The sequence below is a fragment of the Arthrobacter sp. 10T413_2 genome (assembly GCF_056394205.1).
This window is the reverse complement of sequence record NZ_JBFTHK010000019.1, coordinates 15,178-42,032: the sequence shown is the minus strand read 5'-3', so window position 1 is coordinate 42,032 and position 26,855 is coordinate 15,178. Positions and strand designations below refer to the sequence as shown.

23 protein-coding genes and 1 pseudogene are annotated in these 26,855 nt (G+C 61.3%); 17 read left to right on the top strand and 7 right to left on the bottom strand.

Annotated elements, in window-relative coordinates:
• Together AC1DBQ_RS05520 and AC1DBQ_RS05515 are read left to right on the top strand one after the other, a co-directional pair.
• Positions 1–1,408: cutinase family protein (locus tag AC1DBQ_RS05520; RefSeq protein ID WP_476927547.1), on the top strand; the 1,408-nt coding region annotated here is incomplete at its 5' end.
• Between the two features lie 345 nt (positions 1,409–1,753).
• Positions 1,754–1,948 (top strand): hypothetical protein, encoded by a 195-nt coding sequence (locus AC1DBQ_RS05515; protein WP_476927546.1) that lies wholly within the window; start codon positions 1,754–1,756, stop codon positions 1,946–1,948.
• A 113-nt stretch (positions 1,949–2,061) separates the two neighbouring features.
• On the opposite strand, the gene AC1DBQ_RS05510 is transcribed toward AC1DBQ_RS05515, so the two are convergent.
• Positions 2,062–2,370 carry a winged helix-turn-helix domain-containing protein gene (locus AC1DBQ_RS05510; RefSeq protein ID WP_476927545.1) on the bottom strand — a complete coding sequence of 103 codons (309 nt, stop codon included), beginning with the start codon at positions 2,368–2,370 and terminating at the stop codon, positions 2,062–2,064.
• A 264-nt stretch (positions 2,371–2,634) separates the two neighbouring features.
• On the opposite strand from AC1DBQ_RS05510, the gene AC1DBQ_RS05505 reads away from it, so the two are divergent.
• The 6 genes from AC1DBQ_RS05505 to AC1DBQ_RS05480 all read left to right on the top strand — a co-directional run bounded on the left by AC1DBQ_RS05505 (position 2,635) and on the right by AC1DBQ_RS05480 (position 9,569).
• Positions 2,635–3,792: a tyrosine-type recombinase/integrase gene (locus AC1DBQ_RS05505; protein ID WP_476927544.1), complete on the top strand. Its 1,158-nt coding sequence runs from the start codon at positions 2,635–2,637 to the stop codon at positions 3,790–3,792.
• Positions 3,773–4,858, top strand: coding sequence for a tyrosine-type recombinase/integrase (locus AC1DBQ_RS05500; RefSeq protein WP_476927543.1), 1,086 nt, complete (start codon positions 3,773–3,775; stop codon positions 4,856–4,858). The genes AC1DBQ_RS05505 and AC1DBQ_RS05500 overlap by 20 nt, the downstream gene beginning before the upstream one ends.
• Positions 4,859–4,899: 41 nt before the next feature.
• Positions 4,900–7,089: a tyrosine-type recombinase/integrase gene (locus AC1DBQ_RS05495; protein ID WP_476927542.1), complete on the top strand. Its 2,190-nt coding sequence runs from the start codon at positions 4,900–4,902 to the stop codon at positions 7,087–7,089.
• Positions 7,086–7,502, top strand: coding sequence for a DUF6262 family protein (locus AC1DBQ_RS05490; protein ID WP_476927541.1), 417 nt, complete (start codon positions 7,086–7,088; stop codon positions 7,500–7,502). Before AC1DBQ_RS05495 ends, AC1DBQ_RS05490 begins: the two co-directional genes overlap by 4 nt.
• Positions 7,503–7,741: 239 nt before the next feature.
• Positions 7,742–8,095 (top strand): helix-turn-helix domain-containing protein, encoded by a 354-nt coding sequence (locus AC1DBQ_RS05485; RefSeq protein ID WP_476927540.1) that lies wholly within the window; start codon positions 7,742–7,744, stop codon positions 8,093–8,095.
• The gene (locus AC1DBQ_RS05480) at positions 8,088–9,569 is read left to right on the top strand and encodes a Fis family transcriptional regulator (protein WP_476927539.1); all 1,482 of its coding nucleotides are present in this window, start codon (positions 8,088–8,090) and stop codon (positions 9,567–9,569) included. Before AC1DBQ_RS05485 ends, AC1DBQ_RS05480 begins: the two co-directional genes overlap by 8 nt.
• A gap of 54 nt (positions 9,570–9,623) precedes the next feature.
• On the opposite strand, the gene AC1DBQ_RS05475 is transcribed toward AC1DBQ_RS05480, so the two are convergent.
• Complete coding sequence (locus AC1DBQ_RS05475; RefSeq protein ID WP_476927538.1) at positions 9,624–9,902, bottom strand: hypothetical protein; 279 nt, start codon at positions 9,900–9,902, stop codon at positions 9,624–9,626.
• A 140-nt stretch (positions 9,903–10,042) separates the two neighbouring features.
• On the opposite strand from AC1DBQ_RS05475, the pseudogene AC1DBQ_RS05470 reads away from it, so the two are divergent.
• Positions 10,043–10,249, top strand: a pseudogene (locus AC1DBQ_RS05470) (transposase); the annotation flags it as partial.
• 50 nt (positions 10,250–10,299) lie between these two features.
• On the opposite strand, the gene AC1DBQ_RS05465 reads toward AC1DBQ_RS05470, so the two are convergent.
• From AC1DBQ_RS05465 to AC1DBQ_RS05455, 3 genes are all read right to left on the bottom strand, one after another.
• Positions 10,300–10,536 (bottom strand): hypothetical protein, encoded by a 237-nt coding sequence (locus tag AC1DBQ_RS05465; RefSeq protein WP_476927537.1) that lies wholly within the window; start codon positions 10,534–10,536, stop codon positions 10,300–10,302.
• 360 nt (positions 10,537–10,896) lie between these two features.
• Positions 10,897–12,327, bottom strand: coding sequence for an APC family permease (locus tag AC1DBQ_RS05460; RefSeq protein ID WP_476927536.1), 1,431 nt, complete (start codon positions 12,325–12,327; stop codon positions 10,897–10,899).
• Complete coding sequence (locus AC1DBQ_RS05455) at positions 12,317–13,237, bottom strand: carbon-nitrogen hydrolase family protein (RefSeq protein WP_476927535.1); 921 nt, start codon at positions 13,235–13,237, stop codon at positions 12,317–12,319. Before AC1DBQ_RS05455 ends, AC1DBQ_RS05460 begins: the two co-directional genes overlap by 11 nt.
• Before the next feature lie 115 nt (positions 13,238–13,352).
• Between AC1DBQ_RS05455 and AC1DBQ_RS05450 the strand changes: the two genes are divergently transcribed.
• A complete protein-coding gene (locus AC1DBQ_RS05450) occupies positions 13,353–13,970 on the top strand; it encodes a TetR/AcrR family transcriptional regulator (RefSeq protein ID WP_476860271.1) in 618 nt (205 codons plus the stop codon).
• A 508-nt stretch (positions 13,971–14,478) separates the two neighbouring features.
• Here AC1DBQ_RS05450 and AC1DBQ_RS05445 read toward each other — a convergent pair.
• The gene (locus AC1DBQ_RS05445; protein WP_476927534.1) at positions 14,479–15,366 is read right to left on the bottom strand and encodes a LysR family transcriptional regulator; all 888 of its coding nucleotides are present in this window, start codon (positions 15,364–15,366) and stop codon (positions 14,479–14,481) included.
• Between the two features lie 232 nt (positions 15,367–15,598).
• Between AC1DBQ_RS05445 and AC1DBQ_RS05440 the strand changes: the two genes are divergently transcribed.
• The 7 genes from AC1DBQ_RS05440 (at position 15,599) to AC1DBQ_RS05410 (ending at position 23,209) form a co-directional block, all read left to right on the top strand.
• Positions 15,599–17,065: an ABC transporter substrate-binding protein gene (locus AC1DBQ_RS05440; RefSeq protein WP_476927533.1), complete on the top strand. Its 1,467-nt coding sequence runs from the start codon at positions 15,599–15,601 to the stop codon at positions 17,063–17,065.
• A 99-nt stretch (positions 17,066–17,164) separates the two neighbouring features.
• Positions 17,165–18,178 (top strand): ABC transporter permease, encoded by a 1,014-nt coding sequence (locus AC1DBQ_RS05435; protein WP_476927532.1) that lies wholly within the window; start codon positions 17,165–17,167, stop codon positions 18,176–18,178.
• Positions 18,175–19,089 (top strand): ABC transporter permease, encoded by a 915-nt coding sequence (locus AC1DBQ_RS05430; RefSeq protein ID WP_476927531.1) that lies wholly within the window; start codon positions 18,175–18,177, stop codon positions 19,087–19,089. The genes AC1DBQ_RS05435 and AC1DBQ_RS05430 overlap by 4 nt, the downstream gene beginning before the upstream one ends.
• Positions 19,086–20,036: an ABC transporter ATP-binding protein gene (locus AC1DBQ_RS05425; RefSeq protein ID WP_476927530.1), complete on the top strand. Its 951-nt coding sequence runs from the start codon at positions 19,086–19,088 to the stop codon at positions 20,034–20,036. Before AC1DBQ_RS05430 ends, AC1DBQ_RS05425 begins: the two co-directional genes overlap by 4 nt.
• A complete protein-coding gene (locus tag AC1DBQ_RS05420) occupies positions 20,033–20,866 on the top strand; it encodes an ABC transporter ATP-binding protein (RefSeq protein ID WP_476927529.1) in 834 nt (277 codons plus the stop codon). The genes AC1DBQ_RS05425 and AC1DBQ_RS05420 overlap by 4 nt, the downstream gene beginning before the upstream one ends.
• Entirely contained in the window at positions 20,860–22,071 is a 1,212-nt protein-coding gene (locus AC1DBQ_RS05415) for a serine hydrolase domain-containing protein (protein ID WP_476927528.1), read from the top strand. The genes AC1DBQ_RS05420 and AC1DBQ_RS05415 overlap by 7 nt, the downstream gene beginning before the upstream one ends.
• A 364-nt stretch (positions 22,072–22,435) precedes the next feature.
• Positions 22,436–23,209, top strand: a complete 774-nt coding sequence (locus AC1DBQ_RS05410) for an SDR family NAD(P)-dependent oxidoreductase (RefSeq protein ID WP_476927527.1) — start codon at positions 22,436–22,438, stop codon at positions 23,207–23,209.
• 1,736 nt (positions 23,210–24,945) lie between these two features.
• On the opposite strand, the gene AC1DBQ_RS05405 is transcribed toward AC1DBQ_RS05410, so the two are convergent.
• Positions 24,946–26,772 (bottom strand): FAD-dependent oxidoreductase, encoded by a 1,827-nt coding sequence (locus tag AC1DBQ_RS05405; protein ID WP_476927526.1) that lies wholly within the window; start codon positions 26,770–26,772, stop codon positions 24,946–24,948.
• Positions 26,773–26,855 lie beyond the last annotated feature (83 nt).

The following is a 26,855-nucleotide window of genomic DNA, read 5'->3' as shown; positions in this document are numbered from 1 at the left end:
CGTCAACGGCACCGCCGCCGCGCCGGTCACGTTCACTTCGTACCAGGATGACAGCGCCGGCGGGGACACCAACGGCGACGGCGGGGCCAGCACACCCGCACCCKCGGACTGGTACGGGATCAGCCTGAGTACCGGGGCTTCCCTCACCGTCACCCGGCTCGACGCGCGTTACGGGACGGAACTGATCGCATCTGACGGTAACGCCACACTCCGGGACGTATATCTTCACGAGGCCACAACGTGCCTTCGCGCTTCAGGTTCAACGTCACTAACGGGCAAAGTTCTCAGATGTCCCGAAGGAGTCGTCGGAACCGGCGATTCGGCTGTGGACGCTCGAAATGTCKACTGGGGGACTCCCGCCGGGCCACCGCCGTTCGGAACCGGAACCGGCACAAGCGGTAACGTGATAGTGGCTCCCTGGGTCGGTTACGTAGCGCCGCCCCCAGCCGCCGAACCACCCGCCAGCGGATGGTCTCAGGCTGCGGCCTGCAGCCCCACCCTCGTCATTGCCCTCAGAGGGTCCGGTGAAACACCACAAGGCCCGCTCCAAGTGGAAACTGACCCGTCCCTGTACGATTCATTCTCCTTCGCCGAAGTGACGGCGGGCGCCGGTCAGGAGTTCAGGGGGCTGGGTCCGAAGGTTCAATCAATTCTGTCAGGTCAAGCGTTGATCAGTCCGGGAGTGGTCCAGAAACAATCCCCGGGGTTCCTGGACGACCTCCACCCGGACGATGCAGCTGCTACAARGATCCTTMCCCTGATCTACCCAGCTGCACCGACTTCGGATCTGTCCAACTGGTGGCGGCAAGACCTAGATCCGATTGGCGGATTCCCAAACCCCTTCAACAGCTTCCTTTTCCTTCATCTCGACGCTTCAAAATTTGCCAGCTACATGAGCAGCGTCAGATCGGGGGCCTTGGAACTCCAAGAGCAGCTCATCAAGGCCACGAGTTCCTGCCCCAACCAAAAAATCCTCATCACCGGMTACTCTCAAGGAGCTATGGCCATCCAGTTGGCTCTCGCTGACCTCCAAACGCGACCAGGCGTCGGGAGAGGCGTGATCGAAAGTGGCCTGATCAAGGGGGTCGTGCTCCTGGCCAACCCTCTAGAGAATCCGAACAGCCCGATCGGAACCTACCTTGGAACCGGCACCGGAAAAGGCTTGATTACGTGGCTCAACGATGTCCCCGGTGTCACGAGCCTGGGGAAGCTGCTGTTGGGCTACGACATGAAGGCGGCCTACCCGTCCAGCCTGGAAGGAGTTACGGTTAGCTACTGCACAAACAATGACATCATGTGCTCGCCCAACAGCGTCGACAAAGATGCTATGACCAAGGTACACACCGGATACACTCCAACGGGCGTCCAAGAGCTCGGAGTCTGGGCGGCAACACGCTATTACGAGTAACCCCTCTACGGTACACAGCATTTGTGTGGCAATCGCGAACCGTCCCGGTAATCATGCCACCGTTTTGTTGGCGCCGTCGTCGGGTAACGAGCCGATTTCTCGAGCAAAGTATGTCTGCTTGAATTCMTCGGGGGTTTGGTGCTGTAGGGCAGAATGCAGGCGTTGGTTGCTGTACCAGTGGACCCGCTAGGTGAATGACCAGAGCAACGTAGACAAGTTTGGAGTAGACCGGAATAGCGATTGCGCTGCTCTAAATTCGGCTGAGTATGTCAACCTGATTCAGGACCACTGGGTGAACTACCGCAAGGCCGAGCCGGGCGGAAGAAGGCCCCGCCGCTGAATCACATGTACGTCGATGAATGGGACGCGGCGTGGACAATCGAATTCATAGGCCCACTCACGGTGCTGACCAGGGTCATCGAACTGGACGAGGCGCCGAAGGACGTTCTGGCATGGGTTCTCCCGGGGCAGCCGCTGACGAAGGACACGCTTACCGAGGGTGGTGTCGCGGCCTACATCCCCGACGGGCCGAAGGCCTAGATTCGGATTTGGCGTCGGGGGGAGTGTCTAGCGAAAGACCTTCCTTGGCCGAGTCTTCTCACCTAGCGGGAGTGTGCCGGGGCCGTGGGGTCCAGATCCTCTCCTATGTCCTATTAGCTCTTTTCCACGGCGCGGATGGCCCGGTCGAGCGCCTTCCTGGCTGCTTTCAATTCCTCGAGGATGTCCAGGGTGCGGGTGGTGGCCTCAGTAGACACCACGCGGGCGCCGACGCCGTGCTCGGTTTCGATAAGTCCGTCTGCTACCAGTCTTTGCTGTGCCTGGCGGATGGTGTTCGGGCTCGCGACCTCATAGTAGCTCTGCAGCTGTGAAATCGGCGGGAGGAGCTGGCCCACTGGCCAGGTGCCTTCAGTAATTCGGTACTTCAGGTCGTCGTAGGCGGTCCGCCATTTCGCTTMGTTCATGACACGACCATATCAGGAAGGATTGTGTTATCAAGTGCACTCTTGTTGACTAGTTGACATAACGTCCGTTATCGGCGTTCAAAGAACGGGAGTTGAAGCAGCTGCGACAACTCCCGTCCTGCGACGAATCCGGCGTTTCMGCAGGTCAACACGCCTTTGAAGCAAATGAACGTTCTTGTAGGTTGAGTCTGAATTTGCCCTTGGATCGCCTGCCGCTGTAGGTTTCCTGCATCTAATGCATGTTTCCATGGTTTAGGGGTCGTTGTGAGTGATGCCGTTCCGGGTTTCGTCCCGCGGATGCTGGTGGATCCGGACATTGGGCTGTTCCGGGCCGATGAGCGGGTTTTCACGGCCATGCTCGATGGCTGGCGGGCACAGATGCTGGCCCGCGGGCTCACGACGGACACGATYAAGCAGCGCTGCCAGCTGCTGGAACGCTTTCAGCGCTTTACCGGTGAATTTCCGTGGCACTGGGGTCCGGCCGACATCGATGACTTCCTTGCCGATCTGCGCTCGGGCGAGAAGCCGATCAGCCTGAAGACGCTGCGCTCGTACGGCAACGCCGTGGCGATGTTCTGCTCTTACCTGACGCATCCTGGCTATGGCTGGGGTGAGTTCTGCGAACGGACTTTCGGTGATATTCCGAGCCAGATCTGCTTCGAGTGGAACATGCCACGGCACACGACCGATGATGCCGTCCCGGCGAAGAAGCGGTCGTTCACCAAGGCGGAACTGCAGCGGCTGTTCGACTACATCGATGACCTTGTCGACCGGGAATACGCCGCCGGCAGCAAACGCTGGCTGCCCCTGTTCCGCGACTCGGTGGCGTTCAAGGTCTGTTATGCCTATGGGCTTCGCCGGCGTGAGATGACGATGCTGGACCTGGAGGACTTCGGCCCGAACCCGCACGTCAGCGACTACGGCCGGTTCGGAGCAGTCCAGGTAAGGTTCGCCAAGGGCACGGCAGGTTCCGGGCCCCGGCGGCGCACCGTTCTGACCGTGCCGGAGTTCGACTGGGTGGTGGACCAGCTCAAGACCTGGACGTCCGGCGGGATGCGCCAGCAGTTCCCGACTGCTGAACGGTCCTCGGCGCTGTGGCCGAGCGAGCGTGGCGCCCGGATGTCCCTGGGCTCGTTCGGGGATGCCTTCGCAGCGGCACGGGACGCCGTCGGCTTGCCCCAGGAGTTGGGCCTGCACTGCCTCAGGCRCTCCTATGTGACCCATMTGATCGAAGCCGGGTACGACCCGGCATTCGTGCAGATTATCTGGGGCCGGAAACGCTGTGTCTTTGACGTGCAGCACGAGCCCGGTAACCGTGCAATTCCGCGTGATGGAGGTGCTTATCTGAAGCTGTCCGTCACACGGGATCCCGGGAGGGTTTATGCAGGTTCAACGAGTTTTGGTGTCCGGTTCGCCGCTTGAGTCGTGGACTGTGCTTGATGATCAGGGTGTCGTCGAGCCGGTGGAGCGGTTCCTGGCATATCTGACCGATGTCGAGCGGTCACCGAACACGCTCAAGGCGTATGCGCATGATCTAAAGGACTGGTTCGTCTTTCTTCGATACCGCGGTATTGATTGGCGCCACGTGGGCTTGGAGAACGTCGGCGAGTTCGTGGCCTGGCTGCGGCTTCCGCCTGCCGGGCGTGCCGCGGACGTGACGTTGCTGCCCTCGGCCGCCCATCATTGCGGGCCGGGCACGGTGAACCGGAAGCTCKCGGCGGTGAGCGGCTTCTACGTGTTCCATTCCCGTCATGGGGTCCCGCTGGGCGACCTTGTTACCGAGTTTGAAACGGTCCGGCACCGAAGAACGGGATGGAGACCGTTTCTTGCCCACCTTGCCGGGGACAGGCCGCAGCGCCGCCGGATCGTGAAGCTGCGTGAGCCGAAGAGACTGCCCACGGTCCTGCCTGCGGTGAAGGCGCAGGCTGTGCTGGATGCGTGCACGCGGCTCCGGGACCGGTTTTTGTTCGTCCTGCTGTGGGAGTCGGGAATCCGCATCGGTGAAGCGCTCGGGCTACGGCATGAGGACATTGCCGTCGCTGAGGGAGAGCTGACGATCCGCCGGCGTGTGAACGCCAACCGGGCCCGGGCGAAGTCCGTTTCGCCGCGCACGGTGCCGATCGGCGCGGACGWCGTGCGGCTCTACGGTGATTACCTTCATGAGGAATACGGCGATCTGGACAGCGACTATGTGTTCGTGAATCTGTGGGCCGGCACCCATGGCCGGCCGATGAGCTACGAGGCAGTCTATGACCTGGTGCAACGGCTACGCCGGAACACCGGGGTGGACTTTGACCCGCACTGGTTCCGCCACACCTATGCCACCCGATTGCTGCGGGCCGGCACGCCCATCGAGGTCATCAGCAGCCTGCTTGGCCACGCGTCGGTCGCGACCACGATCGATGTCTACGGCCACCTCAGTGTTGAGGATGCCCGCCGCGCCCTTGAGAAGGCAGGGCTGCTGACCGGAAAGGAGGTCACCTGGTGAGCTCCMCCGCGTTGAACGAATACGAGGATGGCCAKGGTCTGTTGGCTAAGCTCATGGCCACGGTCCGGCCCGAATTCAGACCCGGAATCGTGATTCCGGCTCCGGGCACGCTCGTCTTCAACACCGAGCCCTGCCGGATCGACGAGTGTGAAAGGCAACGCACTGTGAAGGGGTTCTGCAAAGGCCACTACCGGCGGTGGCTGGACCAGGGGCGCCCCGAACTGGAGTCATTCCTCGCCAGCCCGGGACCGTTGCCCACGGGCATGGGTCCGTTGGCTCCATGCGCCGTTTCCGGGTGCMGCTTTGGCTCGGCCAGACGCGGCCTCTGCGTCCGCCATCACGGGTTCTTCGAACGCTCCGGCGAGACTGACATGACCGGCTGGTCCGCCGCGCTCACCCCCGAGGAAGCGGCCGGCCGACCGGAATGCCGACTCTCGTTCTGCGATCTCTGGGCACAAGGCAACTCGCCGTTGTGTCTGAACCACAAGTCGCGTTGGCACGCCATCGGCGCACCGGATATCGACGAGTTCGTCACACGGTGCGAKAGCGTCGGCCTGGACCGGTTCGATTTCCGATGCCTGGACGACCGGCCCCAGCTGCGGCTGGAGCTCCAGCACGCCTTGCAATGCCGCCACGACGAACGCCGGGCCAGCACCCGCGCCTCAGTTGTGATGCCCGTGATCCGGCTCGTCGCCGATAGCGGCGTCACATCGTTGCTGGAATGGGATCTTGACMAGTGGTCAGCGTTCTATGGCGCCGGACGGGCAGGCCGAAGTCACCRCCACAACGGGCAACTCGCGTTCCTGMGCTTTGCATACACCCGGCTCGAGGACCTCGCCGCCGGTGTCGGCTGGGAATCGGAGTTTGGCCGCGACGTCTGGGCCCTGCACCGTCTGGGCTACAGCGACACCCGGGGCACTCTTCGCTTCGACAAGATCCCGCAAGCGTGGCTGCGCTCCTTGGCAAAGCGCTTCATCCGGTGGCGGTTGACCAGCGGCAGGGAAATCATCCAGGCCCGCGTCGACATTCTGGCCCTGAACCGATTCGCCGCGTTCCTGGCGCACACCTTCCCCGCCTCCGACGGCCCGGACTGCATCGACCKCGGCATCCTGGAACGCTTCCTCGCCGAGCTTGCCCGGGACAAGCGGGCAGTGACTTCCCGTGGCCGCGATGTCAGCTCCTTGAACGCCTTCTTCGCCGCGATCCGCCGTCACGGCTGGACCAAAGAACTGCCGGCATCGGCGAACTTCTACCCTGAAGACTTCCCACGGCCGGCCAAGCGTCTGCCCCGGGCTCTGGCTGATCACATCATGGCGCAACTGGACCAGCCCGAAAACCTCGGTAAATGGACCAGTCCCGACAGCCGGCTCCTCACCCTRGTCCTGATGCGCTGCGGATTGCGCGTCGGGGACGCCTGCACCCTGGCATCCGACTGCGTGGTCCGTGACGGTGACGGCGCCCCCTACCTGCGTTATCTGAACCGAAAAATGAAACGCGAGGCCCTGGTCCCCCTCGATGAGGAAGTCCATGCCGCCATCCTCGACCAGCAGCAACAAGTCCGCGAACGGTTCCCCGAAGGCAGCGCCTGGCTGTTMCCGGCCCCGAAGATGAACCCCGACGGATCAAAGCCGCTCACCACGCACTGCTATCGCGGGCAGCTTGACGCTTGGCTGGAACGCTGTGACATCCGCGACGAACACGGGCAACCGGTGCGCCTGACTCCACATCAGTGGCGCCCTACCTTCGGGACAACACTGATCAACCGCGACGTTCCGCAGGAAGTTGTCCGGGTCCTCCTTGACCACACTTCGGCGGAGATGACTGCCCACTACGCGCGGCTGCACGACACGACCGTGCGCCGTCACTGGGAGAAGGCCCGCAAGGTCAACGTCAACGGCGACACGATCACCGTGGATCCGGAGGGTCCACTCGCCGAAGCCAGCTGGGCCAAACAACGACTCGGCCGCGCGACGCAGAGCCTGCCGAACGGATTCTGCGGGCTGCCGGTCCAGAAATCCTGCCCGCATGCCAATGCGTGCCTGACCTGCCCTATGTTCGTCACCACCGCCGAGTTCCTCCCTCAGCACCGCGAGCAGCGCCGCCAGACGGTCAAGATCCTCTCCGCCGCCCAGGCCCGCGGACAGACCCGGCTCATCGAGATGAACCAGGCAGTACTGCACAACCTGGACCGCATCATCGGCTCCCTCGACGACACCGAGGCGGCCAGATGAGCCGCCCCGACAACAGCCGGCACCTGATCAAGGCCGCACAGCAACGCGCCGCATACACCCGGTCAAAGGCTGTCCAAGCGCTGCGCACCCTTCACGCGGATGGCCGCCCGGTCACCTTCGACGCCGTTGCCAAATACGCCCGGGTCTCCCGGTCCTGGCTTTACACCCAGCCTGACCTCCGCGCGGAAATCGAACACCTCCGCCTAAACCAAGCCGCGCCGAAGCCCACACCGGATTCCCGGTCACAGCGGGCAAGCGAGGCCTCACTACGGCAACGACTCGAAGCCGCCAACGACAGAATCCGGCGACTCAACGAGGAGAATCAACGCCTGCGAGAGCAACTCGCACACGCCCTCGGACAACGCCGCCGCGAACCGACAGCCCCAACCCGCGGAAGCATCCCGAATCAATAACAGTTCCACGAGAATGAAAGGACAACCAATGCCACCGTCATGCACGTCCCGGACACAACCATCAACACAAGACCGCAGGCCAGAGGCACACCAGCCTCACGGGCTCAAGATAATGCAGACGCAGGTTGGCCACTCGTATGCCTCGACCACCGGGCTCTACACCTCGGTATCGTCGGACTTCAAGCAGAAAACCGTGCAGCAGATGATTGCACGCCGCATCACGAACTTGGAGGACCCAGATGCCTGAACAGCGCCGGATTGGCTACCGCTGGAACCTGCGTGCCCTGATGGCAAAGCAGAACCTGTGGAAGACCACCGAACTGATGCCGCTCCTGAAATCCCGTGGCATCAACCTCTCCGAAAGTCAGGTCTACAGGCTGGTCACGTCCACGCCGGAACGCATTCCGGCCAGGACGTTCGCCGCGCTCTGCGACATCCTGGACTGCACCCCGAACGACCTGTTCGAACCCTTCGTTGAGATGCGTGCCGCGGCGACAGCCAACGCCCCGAAGCGCAGCGAAGACCTCGGCATCCAACCCGGCAACCCGATCGCGAAGCGCGTCCGGCTCGTCACTTCCGAAGACGGTGAGTAGGCCCCGCAAAGCAGAGGACCCCATCCGCTGGCCGGTCCCCTGCAACCGCTGCGGCCAGCACCACCAAACCGTCGTGCGGTGGCCCGACGGCGGAGTCTGCGGCTACTGCTACCAGCAAGCCAAGCGCACCCGCGGCATCTGCGCCTGCGGACACGAGGGAGTCCTGCCCGGCCTCATCGATAACCAACCCGCCTGCCGTCGATGCTCAGGCATCCGACTCAACATCKACTGCCAGACCTGCGGAGCCGAGGACGAACTTCACAGCGGCGGGCGTTGCTGGACCTGCGTCCTCGGCAATGTCGTAGATGACCTGCTCACCGACCCGGCCACGAGGGCCATCGCGAACGATCTGATCCCGCTCGCGGCCGCGCTGAAGTCTATGAAACGGGCCAACAGCGGCCTGACCTGGATCCGCCAAAAGCACGTCACCGCGTTCCTCCGCAATCTCGCGGTCGCACCAAAGATCACCCACGAAACCTTCGACGAACTGCCCGACTCACGCACCCGCGAATACGTCCGCGGACTCCTCACCGAACACGGGGTCCTCCCCCAACGCGACGAACTCCGGATCCGCTATGGCAGCTGGGCCGCAGAAGCCCTCGAACGCGTGAGTGACCCGCATAACCGGGACGTGATCCGCCGCTACATCCGCTGGCACCACCAACGACGGATGAACCACATGGACGAAGTCGCCCGCGGCACCTTCCTCCGCGCCAAGCAGGAAGTCACCGTGGCCATCGACCTGCTCAACTGGCTGACAAGACACGACATCAAACTGCCTGACCTGCAGCAATCCCACCTCGACGTTTGGCAAGCCGAAGGGTCCACAACCCGGCGCATCGCTGAGCGCTTCCTCAAGTGGGCCATCAAGGCCAAAGTTGCCCCTTCCGGGCTCACCATCGTCCCTCACCGCCGCGGCACCAGCCCACGACTGGCCAAGCCCGGACAGGACGAAGCACTCAAACGAGTCATCGACGCCGACGGACTCGAAGCACGTGACAGGGCTGCCGCGATCCTTATCCTCGTCTTTGGACAACAGGCTGAAAACATCGCACGGCTGACCTGGGACGACGTGACCATTACCGAAGAACTGGTCACCGTCCAGCTCGGGACAATCCAGATAGCCCTGCCGKAGCCATTGGCCCAGCCATGGCGCGAACTTGCCGCGAACCCAGGGCATGACCTGACCGCCTCACACCCGAATACCAAGTGGGTATTCCGCGGAGCCTCTCCCGGGCGTCACATCCACCCCGGACACCTCACAACCCGTCTCAGCAAGCTGTTCAGCACGCGGGCCGCGCGACTGGGAACACTCCACGAACTCACGAAACTCGCACCCGTGGCCATCATCGCCGAAACCCTCGGCTACTCCCCCACGACCATCGAACGCCACGCCACAGATTCAGCAGCGGCCTATGCCCGGTACATCGCAGCAGTAAGCGAGTCAGCCCTGCACGCAGGCCGGGGCAACTAGGACTACTTGGACCCGCTTGCTTTCGAGGAGGATGTCCCTCGGCGTTTGCCAAATCTAGAGCTGCCTCCCGCGACGATCCCAGTCCTGGCGACGGGCTTCGTCCTCGTCMCAGAAATGACCGTCGTAGTGGCGCACGTAGAGCAGATATGCGGTGAAGGCCGCGCAGATAATCAGCATTGCCAGCATGAGGTAACGAAAGACATCCCAAGCTTCATTCCACCGGAATGCAATTTGCACGATTGCGTTCAAGGCCATGAAGGACACCGCGACCAACTGCCAGCGAAATCCGCCCCGCGTCATACGCGGCTCAAGGCGCTTCCGACCCTCTGACATATCCGGAGCCTACAACCGGAGGATCTTACTGTCACGAGTTCACAGCGGCTCCGCCACCGAGCTGTATGAGTCCCGTTCCGCGTCGCGCGAATGACGGAGGTGGCAACTCCCGTCCCATGAATACCCGTGCATGCCAGTTCACGAACGCCATTGAATCCGTCAACGCCCGCTACCGGCGCGCGATCCGGGCCAGGGGCCATTTCCCCATCGAGCAGGCGGCCTTGAAGTGCCTGTATCTGGCGACTAGGGCGCTGGACCCGAAGGGCAAAGGCAGGGCACGATGGGCCACACGGTGGAAGCCGGCACTGAACGCCTTTGCCATCTTCTTCGAAGGAAGAATCAATTGAATGCCAACCGCGGATCCACCGTTAAACGGACACTCCCGGCGTCCCCACTTTTAGGGCTTGTTGCTGTTGGGCAGGTCCCGTTCCACTGTTACTCCGTAGGGAACGTCAGCGCTGAGGTTCACTGTGTAATTGTCAGGTCCGTGKCGGGTGACGAGAATGCCCTGCCATCCTTCAGTMATCGAGTGGTCACGGGCCATCTCTACAGCCGTGTTGATACTGTCTGCGATTTCCGTCGGGGATAGGCCTGTGATGTGGAAGTAGCGGTCGGCCTCGATCGTGGTGATCATTGGACTCCTGATTTGCTCTTTATATCGTCTTTGATTTGATGCTCATGATGTGGGCACGTAGCGAATCGGCTCTTGGGGACGAAGAAATGGTTTTCAGTGATGGCCGACTCGCCCGATCGGATTGCTCGTGACCGGGGGTTTGCCCCCGAACTTGCACTGCATCCCGGGTTGCGGTTCGCGGCCCGGGATGCAGTGGGTTGTCACTCGGAACGGTACGGACTTTGGAGAGCACCCCATCGTGACAAGGGAACGGTGGCAAATGAAGCTGACAAGGTCCCGCTTCTTGAGATCGCGTACGCCACACACAGGGACGGGCCTGGAGGCTGGTGTCCRGGCCCGTCCTTATGGCTCCTCGGGGTTTTAGATTTCGGTGCGCGGCGCCTGGGTGGCATTCTGCTTGGTTGACCGCGTGTCGTCAGTGTTTGGGTGCTGAACCTCCTTGGTGGGTTCGTCCGGCTGGCCGTCGCGGTCGTGGAGACGCATCTCTGGTGGTTCCTTGCGGAATCCTTTAGTGAGGAAGGTTAGATAAACAACGCCCAGACCGATCCAGCAGAGGCCGATGGTGATGGCGATGGGACTGAGCTGGGTTAGAAGGTAGATGTCGACGGCGGCGCCCAGTATTGGTAGGACGATGAAGCCAATGACCGAAAGCTTTTTGCCTTGCCGGCGGTTTCGAACGAAGTAGGCGATGACGCAGAGGTTGACGGCTGTGAATGCCAGGAAGGCCCCGAAATTGATGAAGGAGGTTGCGGTTTCCAAGGAGATGTTCAGTGCCAGCATGGCCACGGCACCGACGAGKACCAGGTTGAAGATGGGCGTTTTGGTTCGGGGKTGGAGGCGTCCGAAGAGCCTGCGGGGTAGGACTCCGTCGCGGCCCATGACGTAGAGGAGTCGGCTGGTGCTGGCCTGGATGGCGAGGCMCGATGCGAACCCGCCGATGATGAAGAGCATGTTGGTGATGTTGGCGTAGAACTGCCCGCCGACGAGGACCTGCATGGAGTATGCTGCGGTCGCTGCGTGCTCGAAGTCTCCGCCTGGGTGAACGAGCTGCATGATGTAGGAGACCACGACGAAGATTATTCCGCCGACGAGGACGGTCRGGAGGATCGCGCGGGGAATGTTGCGCTGGGCGTTTTTGGTTTCTTCGCTGAGTGTGCTGAYGGCGTCGAATCCCAGGAAGGCGTAGGCCGCGATAGCGGCTGCGGAAGCGACGCCGCCGACCGTCGTGGCATTGTTMCAGAAGGGGTCTGTGAACGACGCGGGTGGGTTTCCGCCGAGGTAGGCCAGGCAGTAGGCGATGAAGATCCCGATGAGGGTAACAACCAGAAGGGTCAGCGTTTTATTGACACGGTCAGCGAGCACGATGCCCGTGGCGTTGATGATCGTTGTCAGTCCTGCGTTGAGAGCGAGCCAGGCCCAGACGGGGATGCCGGGAAACTGCGCTGCAAGGTAGAACGATTGGAACAGCCAGGCCACGGTGGGAAGGAAGAGGTAGTCGAGGAGGATTGCCCACCCGACGAGGAAACCGACACGGGAATCGAGGAGCCGTCGTGCATACACGTAGGCCGATCCCGAGTTCGGAAAGATCTTTGCCATTTTCGCGTAGCTCAGGGCCGTCAGCAGCATCGCGACGGTGGCGAGGGCGAATGCTGTCGGGGCTGTTCCGTCGCTGGTGGAGGAGATGATACCGAAGATCGTCATTACGATTCCCGGAGCCATATAGGCCAAGCCGAACACGACCACCGACAGCAGGGACAGCTTGGGGGTAAGTTTAATGTTCTCAGCGGACATGGGGAGTTCCTTGGGCTGGGGCAGTGCTGAGGTTGGTCAGGGTTGACTGGGCGTTGGTCTGCCGCCACAGGCGGGGATCAAGCTGGCCGGCGTAGAGCGGCAATGGAATTGCGTCGTCGTTTTCAGCGAACTGGTCCCAGGGGCGGGTGACGCCCGCTGTGCCATATTGGCGGACGTTCCCTACTTGGTCCAGGTMGATGACATCGACCAATGTCGCGTCTTCGGGCCCGGTTGCCGAAATTCGCACGCGGCCTTCAGGGTCAACCAGAAGACTACGTCCGACCCCGTGGGGGCCCGCGGCGTTCACACTGGCGACGAAGTTCTGGTTCACGATTGCGTTGGCCTGGCTGATAACAACTTCCTGCACACGATCGTTGGTCGGGGTCTGGACAACATTGAGGACGAGTTCTGCCCCCATCCAGGCCAGGTGCCTGCTGTGTTCGGGGAACCAGGCGTCGTAGCAAATCGACAACCCGACGCGGCCGTAGCCGGTCATGTCGAAAACCACGAAGTCCTTACCGGAACAAACGGTCTCATAGGGCTTCCAGGGAAAGATCTTTCGGTACGCGGCTACTGCTTTTCCTTGTGGAGAGTAGACAACGGCGGTGTTGTAGATATGCCCGTCCGTACCACGTTCAAGCACGCTGCCAGGCAAAAGCCAGATCCCAAGGTCTCCTGCGAGCTCAGCAAGGGTACGGCCGCGTGGGCCATCAAGAGGTTCTGCCGAGGCGTCCATGTAGGCCTGCCGGTCCACAAACCCGGCAGAATCTACCGTGTTMAAGTGAAGCTCCGGGTAAACGAAAAGGTCGGCGACGGCATGCGCTTTGACCCTTCGCTCGAGACCAGCAGCAAAATCAGTCAAGGTCTCGGCGGGTGATTGGACAAGAGCCAGAGGGAGAAGTCGAGTCATGACGGTAGCATTCCTAGCGTGGGAAATTTCATTAACTAAAGATTAATTAAAGAATAATTAACGAACCTGGGTGTGTCAAGGGTCACTTCGAGGCCAGTGTGAAAGCATGGTGAGCATGGCAAGACCACGGAATCAGACAGCCCGCCGGGATCAACTCGTAGCAGCAGCAGGACGAGTCCTGCTGGACAGAGGGTCATCAGCGGCCCGCCTTTCCGACATTGCCAACGAAGCGGGCGTCACCCCGGCTGCGGTTCTGTACTACTACCGGGACGTCGACGAGCTCTTCAGCGAGGTCTTCCATCAAGGAGTTACGGAGTACTGTGACCGCCGGGAGGCCCGCATCCAAGCCGAAAGAGACCCTGAAGCGCAACTGAGGGCCTGCATCCACTCGGGCGTACCTTGGCCCGGGGAAAGCGAAACCGCTTCCCGGATCCTCGTGGAACTCATCCCAGTTTATCTGCGCAACGAGGCAGCCGCTCGGCAGCAGATGGCGTTCGTGGAGCGTCAAACGAACCTTTACAAAGGGATCCTGGAACGAGGCGCGCAGGAGGATGCCTTCACCCTCTCAGCGCCAGCCGGATTCTTGGCCCGGAGCTTCGTAGCCCTCGAGGACGGCCTCGTTATGGATGTACTCCTCGGCGACCTGACGCCGGAAGACGAGTACGAATTCCTGATCAGCTACGCGACGAACATGGTCAAAGCCAAGACCGGCAACAACTTGCAGCTCAGCTGACTCCCCGAGCAACAGCGGACACACGCAAGTTGACGGGCGCCACTCATCGGGCGCGCACCCCGGTGCGTCGGTATGCTCCGGCGATGCAGTCCTCGAAGGTCGTTGACCCCAAAGGATGTCGCGGTATCCGGACCGACGTGGGCCCAGATCCGCGAATCGCTGGGKATCACAAAACAGGCCGCCCACGGCTTCTACCGCCGGAAGATCGAAGAACAGGAGAAGTACCTGCCGAGCTTCACGACGCGGCAGCTGCGCGTGCGGTCCTRAAAGAAGTCAAGGAAGACTAGCCAGGCTCTCGCACCCAGCCTCCTGCGCGCGAAGAGTGCCTGGTTCGATCACTCCCCCAGTTCGCGATAGGTCCGGTATCGGCATTTTCCAGGGAGCGGAAGTAGCTTCGAGAGCTCCTGTCGATGGCCACTGCCCCTGGAGCCACGCCCCGCGAATCCCGTGAATCAGGGTTCGGGGGCCGGTCAACCACCAGGGCCGAGAGTTGAGGATTGCATCCCTTCTATATTCGAGCGGCGGGGTACAGCTCCGAGGTGAAACGCGAAAGGTTCTGCAGGCACTCCCTTATGGCAGGCGCGGCGAAATGCAGCGGATTCCAGACGCCGAAGAGAGTGAACACGAGGTCCTTTCCCMGATGAGTGATGGGCATAGCGTGCACCCCGAAACTCGGATCATCCGAGAGTACGCAGATGCCTTTGCCGGCGGCTGCCAAGGCTTGGCCGATCCGGGCGGAGCGTACTTCAAATCCGGTCGTGTAGGTCAGGCGCTCAGTGCTAACAGCATCGTCGAACATTGTGCGGACACCAAAATCGGCTGTCATGGTTATGAGAGGCCATTGGACGAGTTCCTGGAGGCTGATTTTCTCCCTCCCGGCAAGGGGGTGTTTGGCGTTGCACTGGGCCCAAAGGAACGCCCTGCCAACTACAACCGATTTGAGCTMGGATGGTGGGGGCTTTGTTCCCAGAGCAAAGTCAGCCTTACCCTCCTGCAGCGCATGGTAGACAAACTCGGGGGTCGCCTCGACAACATTGGTCAGGACTCCATCGGGCCCCTGCGAAACAATGAAAGGGGCGATGATGTCGGCGATGGTGGCAGAGGCTGCCGMTATCGTAAGCCGTTGCACCGAACCTCCGGCCATCGCCCGTGCGGATGATTTGGMCTGGGCGGCGCGGGTGACCAGGTCCTTGGCGATGKGCAGAAACGCAGTGCCCGCCGCGGTCAGCGACAATTTTGCTCCTGATCTATCGAAGAGGGTGAGTCCCAGGTCCTGCTCCAAGGAGCGAAGCTGCCGGGATAAGGAGGGTTGGGCCACCCTCAAAGAGCGTKACGCAGCATTGATTGATCCTTCATCAACGATGCTCAGGAAATATGTCAGGTGCCTCAAGTCCACTATGCCTCCAAGGTATGAGTTTTACTCATCATAGGCATTTCCCAGGCATAGTCGCGCTTAGTTAGACTCGTCACACTTTCCTCCCTTCTTCAAGGAGTCTCTGTTGGCACTCTCATTTCCACACCCGGCTCGGACCGTGCTTGTCACGGCCACAGCCGCCGTCGTTGCCCTTAGCGCGGCGGGATGCAGTCCTGCCGCACCCAAAGCTTCTTCCGGCCCCGACGTTTTCTCTGTGGCCGCATCTGCAGGCATTACTACGTGGGATCCGGTTCGTTCGTTTTCCACCGAAGCCCTCTACATGGGCAACATATACGAACCCCTGCTTTGGAAGAACCCTGCAGGTTCCGCAGAAGCGTATTCCCCGGCAATAGCCGAGTCCTGGAGCGCCAGTGCCGACGGAAAATCCTGGACATTCAAGATCCGCTCCGKAGCCACCTTCCACGACGGCGAGCCGATCAATGCCGCGGCGGTCAAAGCCAGCATCGACGCTGCCAGGGACCATGCAGCCGCATCCTTCATCTGGGCACCGGTGGAGAGCGTTACCGCCCCGGACGACTCCACTGTCACGCTGCAGCTGAAGTACGCTGCGCCGATGGACCTCGTCGCCTCCTCGACCTACGGCGCCTGGATCGTTGCCCCGAAGGCCCTGGCCGCATCCGCCAAGAATGACAAGTACTTCGAGGCCGGAATCGACGCGGGCTCCGGCCCCTACACCATCGACTCCTACAAGCCCGGCTCTAAGGTCGTGCTGAAGAAGTACGACGGCTACTGGAACAAAAAGGCTGCATCGCACGTCGACTTTGTMGACATCTCTATCACCCCGGATGCAGTCACGGCCCAGCAGATGCTGACCGCAGGTGAGGTGGACTACKCGACCAACATTCCCTTGGAAAACGTCAAGACCCTGGCCAGCGATCCGAAGTTCACGGTGAAAGACTTCAACTCACCGTTCAACTTCCTGGCCATGTTTAACACGAGCCGCGCACCACTCAACGACCCGGAGGTCCGCCGCGCGCTCAGCTACGCGATTCCGTACAAAGAGATCATTGACATCGGAGGGCAGGGCTACGGCACGCAGTCCCACGGCCCTGCTCCCAGCGGCATCTTCCCCTACAGCCAGGACGTCCCGCAGTACTCCCAGGACTTGGAAAAGGCCAAGCAACTATTGGCCACAGCTGGTCATGCCGACGGCATGAACCTCAAACTCACCTACGCCTCCGAGAATCCCGCGGAAGCACGGTTCGTACCGCTGATCAAGGACGCCTTCGCCAAAATCGGTGTGAAGCTGGACGTGAAAGCCGAACTTTTCAACCAGCAATGGGACAGCGCAAAGGCTGATCCTCAGAGCGCCCAGGACATCTTTGTACTTAACTACTGGCCGACTTACAGCGACGCCGGCAGYGACAATCTCACGACGCTGTTCCATTCCAGCGAAAAGCCATCCTTCAACCTGAGCTATTGGAAGTCCCCGGAGTACGACAAATTGGTTGACAAGGCGGCAACCTTGACGGGAACGGACAGGGACGCAGCCCAGGGCCTTTATAAGGAAGCCATGGACCTCCTCTATAGGGAAGCACCTGCCGCATTCCTCTACGATGCCCGCACAGTCTCAGTCGTTCCGGCCGGGTTGGAAGTTCCCCCCTACAACGAAAATTACCCGTTCACGGCCTTCTTCGCCCCCATCAAACGCGCCGCCTAAACGATACGACGCAGGCAGGGCCCGGGCTGCACCAACAAAGCCCGGGCCCTTGCCCTGCCCGCCCATCCCGCCACACCAATCAAGAAAAGGAGAACCATGTTGCGTTTCGTCGCCMGGCGGCTCATCACCTCGGTGCTGGTTCTCGCCGTGCTTACCGCGATCGTCTTCATCCTTGCCCGCATCGTTCCCAGCGACCCGGCCGTCATCTACGCCGGCCCGAAGGMGCCCCCAGCCGAGMTGGACAGGGTCCGGGAGCACCTCGGCTTTAACCGTCCGATCCTCGAACAGTACTTCGACTACGTCGCAAAGCTGATCACCGGGGACTGGGGCCAGTCTCTTGCCACAAAACGCCCCGTGTTGGATGAGCTGTTCACCCGCCTCCCAGCCACATTGGAACTCATCGGATTTGCCATKGTTCTCGCTGTTTCGGCAGGGGTCATCTTGGGCGTGGTTGCCTCCCGCCGGCCCGGCGGATTCATCGACGGAGCAATCCGTTTCCTCTCCATCGGAGGGATTTCCGTGCCCGCCTTCTGGCTCGGACTGCTCCTTCAACTGTTGTTCGTTGGGGGGCTGGGCATACTTCCGGCCACTGGGCAATTCAGCAACTCCATCAAATACTCCAACCCCATCTCTCACGTGACCGGGCTTCCCCTGTTAGACAGCATGATCACCGGCAACGGCGTGGCCTTCACCGATGGGTTGCAGCACGTGATACTGCCGGCCCTCACCTTGGCCGCATATCCTCTCGGACTCGTTGCACGAATGACCAGGGCCGCCATGCTCGATGTCATGAACCAGGATTACATCTTCACCGCCAGGGCCTACGGTCTGAGGGAGACCGCCATCCGTTGGCGCCTGGCCCTGAAAAATGCTCTACCACCAGTCCTGTCTATTGCCGGAATGGCTGCCGCCTACGCCCTGACCGGAACATTCTTCGTCGAAGCTGTCTTCAACTGGCCAGGAATTGGGCAGTTCGCTACGTCTTCCATGCTTGCAGTGGACTACCCAGCCATCATAGCAATTACGCTCATGGGCGCCACAGCATACCTGCTGGCCAACMTTCTGGTGGACATCCTGCAATCCCGAATCGACCCCAGAGTGAGCATGTCATGAGCCCCACGACCCAAATCTCCGCCCCGACCCGTTCCGGGCCGGCCGGAGAACAGGCCACCCTCAAACCGATCAAACTACTTAAACAGACCCTGGGCCGTGACCGTTTGGCCGCTGCTGGCGCGATGATCATAGTCCTTGTCGTAATCCTTGCTGTTTTTGGGCAATGGCTGGCACCTTTCCCTGATCAGGGCATGGGGGCGACCAATGCCTCCGCCCGAAACCTCGCTCCCAACGCCTTGAACTGGCTCGGCACCGATCAACTCGGTCGTGACGTTCTCAGCCGCATCATCATGGGCGCGAACCCGGCGCTGACCATCTCTGCCGTCGTTGTCGCGGCTGCGGCCCTCATCGGCATTCCCCTCGGCGCTGTCGCCGGATATCGCGGTGGCTGGCTCGACGAAGCCTTGATGCGTGTGACCGAGATCTTCCAGGCTTTCCCGCCTCTGCTCCTGGCCATGGTGACCGTTGCGATCCTTGGGCCCAGCCTGACCAACGCCGGCATCGCCTTGGCCATCAGCTGGTGGCCCTGGTATGCGCGCCTTGTACGAGCGGAAGCAAAATCCCTTCGGGAACGCTSCTATGTCGAAGCAGCCCGCGCCATGGGCATTCCGCAACTGCTCATCATCAGCCGCCATGTACTTCGCAACTGCATGACGCCCATCCTCGTCCAAGCTACCGTCGACATCGGCACTGTGATCCTGGCCGCCGGGTCCCTGGCATTTATCGGTCTTGGAACGCARCCGCCCCTGCCCGACTGGGGCCTGATGGTCGCCGAAGGGCGCGGGCTCATATTCAGTTCCTGGTGGATAGCCACCTTTCCGGGGCTGGCCATCTTTCTGGCCGTCCTGGGATTCAACCTCCTCGGAGATTCGCTGCGCGACCTCCTTGACCCCAGGCAGGTAAAGCGATGACACATGTACTTAGCATCCGCGACCTCAACGTCGAATTCACCGACCGGGGAAAGCTTACCAACCGCCCCGTCCGCGGGATCGACCTCGATGTTTCCGCTGGTGAAATCCTCGGCCTGGTGGGGGAAACGGGGTGCGGCAAGTCCCTGACAGGACTCGCAGCCTTGGGGATCCTTCCACGCGGTGCACGGCGCACGGGGCAAGTGACCATCGGCAACGATCCCTTACAGGCCTCGTCAGAACCAGGTGGCTCGGTGGCCATCGTATTCCAGAACCCTGGAACTGCCTTCAACCCCGTCTTCACGCTTGGCCGCCAACTCAGCGATGTCCTGGCCCGGCACCGGYAGATCTCGAGGTCCGAAGGCAAAGCTGAAATCATACGTCATTTAAGCCTGGTCGGCCTTCCGGACCCTGAACGGGTCTACCGCAGCTATCCGCACCAATTGTCCGGCGGGATGCTGCAGCGGGCCATGATTGCCATGGCTCTGCTACGCCAGCCCCGGCTGTTGATCCTGGATGAGCCCACAACGGCTCTTGACGTTACTGTTGCCCGGCAAATTTTGGTCCTCATTGACGAACTCCGACACAAGTTTGGGTTCGGTGTGCTGCTCATCAGCCATAACCTTGGCATCATCCGCGACGTCTGTGACCGCGTGGCGGTCCTTTACGCAGGCAGGGTGATCGAAACCGGACCTGTGGAAGCGGTCATGAACAATCCACGCCACCCATATACCCGCGGCCTCCTCGGCGCCCTCCCTGCAGGGCGAACCCACGGCCAGCGACTGAACGCTATTTCTGGAACAGTGCCGGGAAACCTCCTATCCCTCACCGGGTGCGCCTTCAGAAACCGTTGCTCACATGCAGTCACCGACTGCTCGCTCACCGACCCGCTGCTCACCGAGACCGGGCCACACCAGGCAGTCGCCTGCCTCCAGGAAGGCGAACTATGACCAACGTTCTCACCCTCGAAAAAATCGTCAAAACGTTTCCGCACCACAGAAGAGTCTTCACCGCAGTCGACGACGTCTCCTTCAGCATCAAGGAAGGTACGGTCTACGGCCTTGTCGGAGAATCCGGCTCCGGCAAAAGTACCCTCGCCCGCTGCGCCATGCAGCTGATGMGCCCAACATCCGGGCGGGCCATATTTGAAGGACATGACCTCGGCAAACTCGGACCCAAGGCACTGCGGACMATCCGTTCCCGGATGGGAATAGTACTTCAGAATCCAGTGGCATCATTGAATCCACGTATGACTATCGGCGCTTCAGTGGCAGAGCCACTTCTGGCCCACACTGCCCTGAAAGGGCAGGCCCTCCAAGCAAGAATAAACAATCTGCTGGACGAGGTCGGGCTGGGAGCCGGGCACGCCCATCGGCTCCCGCACCAGCTCTCCGGAGGACAGTGCCAACGCGTCGGCATAGCACGCGCCCTGGCCACCTCGCCCCGTCTCCTGATCCTGGACGAACCCACCAGCGCCCTTGATGTTTCCGTCCAGGCCCAGATTCTGAACCTGCTCCAGGACCTGCAGCAACAAAAAGGGCTCACATATCTGCTCATCTCCCACGACCTGGACGTCGTCCGCTATCTCAGCGATGAGGTGGCTGTCATGAAGACCGGAAAGATCGTAGAAAGCGGACCAGCCGAACGGATCTTCACCGATCCACAGCACGACTACACCCGCAGACTCCTCGAGGCAGCCCCAGGGCGCGGCCGGCCCGAATTGGCAGACTCCCACGCCCTCCCCACCCTTACCACGCAAGGCAGCGACTTAACATGCTAGAGACAACAGCAAATGGTTCCCTTCTGACCAGCCCCGGCAAGGTTGACCGCTATGCCGGCCAGKACTTCAATGAGCACGTCACCCTGGAAAACTGGCAGGAAAGCCCATTCAATCGCTGGGGCTTCGCTCACATCAGTGAGCTCATCACTACCGCAACGATCCGTCGAGGCAGAGCATCCGAGCCCTCTACTGGAAGTGAGTCAGCCACACCGGAACACGCGGAGAGGTGGCACAGCGTTGAGGAGTTCCTGGAATCCACGCACACAGATGCCATCGTCGTACTTCAACACKGGAAACTGGTCCTGGAGCGCTATTTTGGCTCTTTCCAGCCGCACGACCGGCACGTCCTKATGTCTGTTTCCAAATCCGTCTGCGCGCTTACCATGGGTATTTTGGTGGGCCGGGGACTCATAGACACGCAACAGCCTGTCCACCACTACGTCCCGCCACTGAAGGGAAGCGTCTACGGGAACGCGACGGTCCGCCAAGTACTCGACATGACCGCCGCAGTCCGCTACAGCGAGAACTACCTGGATGCGGCCGCTGAAGTCCAGCAGCAGGATAGGATCGCCGGCTGGCGCCCCAAGCTCGAAACAGACCCAGAGAACACTTACGAATTCCTCACGCTCCTCAAAGCTGCCGGAGAACACGGCCGATCATTTCAGTACTGCTCAGCCGGTACAGACGTGCTGGCATGGATCATCGAGAACGTCAGCGGAAAGCGATACGCCGAAGTCGTCTCCGACGAACTGTGGTCCCAGCTTGGGACCCTCGATGATGCACTGATTACCACTGATTCCGGTGGTTTCGCATTTGCGAACGGAGGAATCGCTTGCACCGCACGAGACTTGGCCAAGATCGGACAGCTCATGCTGGACGAGGGGGAAGCCAACGGGCAAACGGTCGTCCCATCATGGTGGATCAACGACACGATGCGCGGCGGAGACCCGCAACTGGCAAGAGGAACCGCCTACCAGCAAGTCCACCCCAACGGCTCATACCGGAACCAGTGGTGGGTCCCCGGAGATAGCCGAGGCACGGTCTACGCTGCAGGCATCCACGGCCAATTCATTTGGATTGACCCCGTCAGCGACACGGTAATAGCGAAGTTTTCCTCTTGCCCGCAGCCGGTTGCACTCGAACTCAGCCGGGCACACGCCGCGGGCTTCAGGCAATTGATCAGCATCCTGGAATACACGAGCTGATTGAGGCGACCCCTCGGAGCGCAGGTCCTCAGGAATCCCCACTAAGTAAAGGTCAAAGGATAGAAATAGCCTTCGGCGCCCTGGYGGCGGCCGTTCCTCCCGAACACCTGACGCTGGCCGACCAGGCACTKGAAATTGCCCGCGGCGGTACAAACACGGCCTCTTCCTGACGGTGAGTAGGGACCAGCCTGTCCACTCCAAACACAGTCGACAGTGCTCGCTTACTCGTAGCAGTCAACTGCGGCCATCGCATCTAAGGAATCAAAACCTGTACCCCGGTAGAGCACCAAACGATGGGGAATGCTTGGAAAGCGGAGGCGAAGACATTTRGCACGCACKAAATGTGCCTACGAGAGGATTCAAAGTGCTATCGCAATCAACTTCCAACGCCCGTCTGGCGGGCAAAGTCGCGTTGGTCACAGGCGCTACTTCCGGTATCGGGGAAACAATCGCCCGCAGACTGGTAGCCGAAGGTGCCCAGGTGCTGGCAACCGGGCGGTCAATCGAGCGAGGGCAACGACTTGAAGCGGCACTCKGTTCCCATCTGCACTTCTATTCCACGGACATCAAAGACGAAGAATCAGGCAATGCCCTCACCTCCGCAGCAGTTTTACGCTTTGGTCGACTCGACGTGCTGGTCAACAACGCCKCGGTCGATCACACGGGAGACCTTCTGTTAGTTCCCGACAAGGAGATCCGAGAAGTCTTCGAAGTCAACACTTTCGCTGCCATCCGCCTTCTGCAAGCGGCCGCCCGAACCATGCAGGACACTGGCGGATCGATCATCAACATCACTTCACGTTTGGCCTCAATCGGAGTGCCCACCATGGGGATTTACAGCGCCAGCAAGGGAGCAATGCTGGCGCTGACGAAGGCTGCAGCCGTGGACCTAGCCCCCTACAACATCCGAGTAAACGCCGTTGCCCCAGGCATGACAAAGACACCGCTGTACGACGAGTGGCTGGAAACGCATGCAGATCCAGCAGCGGCCGAAGCAAGGGTTGTTGACGAAATCCCCCTTAAACGGCTTGCACTTCCAAGCGACGTGGCCGGAGCCGTGGCATATCTGGCCTCGGATGAAGCCTCTTACATCACCGGCACCTCGTTGCCCATAGACGGCGGATACACAGCTCAATAGCCGCCACAAGAAAAGAGGATGACATGTCAACGCCTTCAGTCTCCGCCATTAACATTCCCTGGGCCGACCGCACTAGCCACGTGGACCAATCCAGAGGGCGGCTTCTTCCTATGGGGCACCTTCAACAACGCGATTGACACTTCAAAACTGTTCGAGGTTGCAGTTGCCAAGGCGTAGCCTTCATCCCGGGTCTCGCCTTCTCGGTTTCCGGAAGTTTCGGCAATGCACTTCGACTTTGCTGCGCATCGCAAACCCCAGAAAGGATCGAGGTAGGGCACGCGCGCCTGGCAACGGTTCTCAAAGAACTCTGACGTTCCAGAGCAAAGTGCTGGCGGACCGTATGAGGAACCATGCCGCCAGCAGCGCCGTCTTGGGCACGGACGCCGGAGCTGCGAGGTGACGGGGCCAAACGGGTGAAAAATGGGGACGAGCCCGCCGGCATTGGAACTCCAAGGCAGCCGAAGAGATTTCCCCAAGCCTGTTCGCTCCACTCGCCACGTCAACCCACGGTCAGGGACAGCTGAACAATCGTGATGTCAGAAAGGAACACAATGAGGGCCTTTGCCAGGAAGGGAGCATTGCGCAGTGGCGCAAGCTACGTCTCCACGACCCACTGGCCGGCGCAGCACTATCGTGCCCAGGAATACAGCGTGGCCCTCTGGGGCGTGATGTACCCGGGTGCGGTCCAACACTGCCACGACGGCCCAGAACATTTGGAGCCCACGCTGCCACCCGAGATCCCCATCCGTCGACGGAGCACCGACCTCATCTTTTACTACCCCATCCATACCGATGTAGGCCGGATTCCTCGGCCAACCGGCGAACAAACACCGGTACCAGCACGCCGCGAAAAGCCCGCCGGCGCGAAGCATGCAAGCCGTAGGGCTTCCATCGAAGCCGTAGTCCGCGACCTGGCGGTGCTTCTCCTCCGGAAACGACCACAGTAAAACCGGCGCTGCATTTCCATGATCTAAGCGTAAGAAGGCTGCACACCCCGATGATTCCCTTCGTCCACCGAGGACCATGAGGCCTTTTAGKAGTTCGATATAACYGATTACTCATGCCGCACATATGCAGCACGCCCTGTCAGGGTTAGMTACACCTCAAACTGACGTCAGGGAGCGGACTGCCCGCAACCGCACTGGCAGGAGGTCCTGCTCACCAAACTTTGGGCCGGACAGGTTGACCTGATCGACGTCGGTTTCGCAACCGTAGCCGTGGCACCATTCGGAGTGCCGCAGGCTTTCGGGCCTGGGAATCGATGCTTCGAACCTTTTATGCCCCTGGCGCCGCGRTCGCCGGCATCATGCCGACTTGGGGGTCCGGCCAGGGCGCGGCTGAGATCGACAACCAGTGTTTTGGTCAATAACGCCGTCGACCCTGGAGCCTGTTTTGATGTGAAGTGGGCATGGGTTTTCCCCTCGGCAGCATGGATGGTTTGGTGGCTCCCCCTGTGTGCGGGATCTTGCAAGTGATGCACACCGTCATCCTGTGACGGGGCCCGCTCGAGTCGCCTGTTCCCGCCCGGCAGACGCGCGTGCCATCCGGCGAGTGATAGTAAATTCAGCTATACGGTGCAGGCTCCGAGTCAGAGACGATCGATGGAGATGCGCCGCGCCCTCGGGCCCTTGGCTACAAGGCTCGGCCAGGGGCGCCTTCCTTCAAGAGCGTGGGGGTCGCGAATCTTGACGGTCCGAATCCCTTCCAGCGACTGGTGTCGGGTTCCGGTAAGTACGTTACCGGTGACGACTTGGTGTGTCCGTGGCGTCATCGTTACCGGTAGTTGTTTCGGGGGCGGGGGCGGGGGTGCCGTCGTCTTCGTAGTGTGTGGCTCCTGCGAGGTCGCGTCCGGCGATGTATCCGAAGGTCAGGGCGGGGCCGAGGTTGATGCCCCCTGCGGGGTAGTGTCCGCCCATGACCGATACMTGGTCGTTGCCGGCGACATAGAGACCGGCGATGGGTTGCCCATTGTTGTCCAGGACCCGGGAGCGTGGATCAGCGGCGAGGCCTGCGAAGGTGCCGAAGGATCCCGGGACGATCTTGACGGCGTAGAACGGTCCCTTGTCCAGCGGCCGCAGCGAGGGATTCGGGGCGTTCTTGGGGTCTCCGCCGTATCGATTGAATTCGCTGACGCCACGGTCAAAGTCCGGATCCACACCCTTGCGGGCATTCTCGTTGAATTCCGCCACGGTCTTCGCCAGAACGGACGGATCGATACCGCAGGCGGCGGCGAGTTCTTCGATGGTGTTTCCCTTTTTCAGGTACCCGGAGCGCAGGTAGGGGAAGAKCGGGACAGGCAGCGGCTTGGCCATCCCCAGCGGGAACTTGCGCACGTACTCGGCGTCACCGATCTGCCAGGCCTCGACGGGTTCATCGTCGGGGGTCGCTTGGAGCATTCCTTCCACGTAGTCGTAGTAGCCATTGGCCTCGTTCACGAAGCGGCGTCCGTCCGCGCGCACGCCGATGCTGCCGGGTTTGGCGCGGTCCATGATGTGCGGGAACGTCCCGGTGCGTCCGTTCCGGTGTGGGACCAGGGAGACCGGACACCAGGCGGCCGGGGACTTGACGTCGGTATCGAAGCGGGCTCCGACGGCCTGGGCCATGGTGATGCCGTCCCCTGTGGTCTCCTTGGGAGCCAGCGTCCAGTGCTCGCGGCCCGTGGGGGTCTTGGGGAACAGCGCCTTGCGGCGGGCAACGTCATTCGGAAAGCCGCCCGTGGCCAGGACCACKCCGCCGGAGGCGTTAATCGTGTAGCTGCCGGCGGGTGAATCCACGACAGCACCKGTCACCTTGCCGGTCTCATCGGTGAGAAGTCGCGTGGCCGGGGTAGAGACGCGGATCTCGACGCCGAGGTCGTCGGCGGATTTCATGAGCCGGCCGGTGAGCGCGGTGCCATTGACAAGCTGCATGTTCCGGCGGTGCAGGACCAGGTCCAGCAGGTGGAAGCCCACCCGCCAGGCGGCGTGGAACAGACCCTGGAGGTTGCCCTGGGAGGCGGAGAGGAATTTGGTGAGGTCCGGGCCGGCCATGATGCCCATGCCCAGGAAGGAGGTCTCGTAGAGCTGGTGGCGCATTTTGGCGCGCAGTTCTGGTTTGATTTTGCGGGCGTTGAAGGGTTTGGGTCCCACGGAGCGGTGGCCGGTTCCGGCGCCCGGTGTGTTGCCGTAGATGTCCTTGATTCTGGCTCCGGGAACGAACTGCAGGCTGGTCTTGTCCTGGAAGAAGCCGACCATGTGCGGGACTGCCTCAAGGAACGCGTCCACCTTGTCGTCGCGGTAGTTCCCGCCCAGCMGGTGGCGCAGGTAGGTGCGGAAAAGTTCGCGGTCCTCGTTGACGCCGGCGGCTTTGGCCAGCGGGTTACCCGGGGTCCAGGCCCAGCCGCCGGACCAGGACGTGGCACCGCCGCAGACCTCGGCCTTTTCAACGACGACGACTTTCAGGCCGTGGTAGGCGGCGGTGACGGCGGCGGACAGGCCGCCGGCACCGGAGCCCACCACCAGGACGTCGCAGTCCAGGGTCTTGGCGGGGGGTGTGGTCAGTTCATCAGATTTGGTGGTCTTCACTGGGGTCTGGCCTTCATCGTTAGCTGTTTTCGTGATCGATGGCTATTGCAGGAGGCGAATGCGCGGGCAGTCGGGCGTTCCGG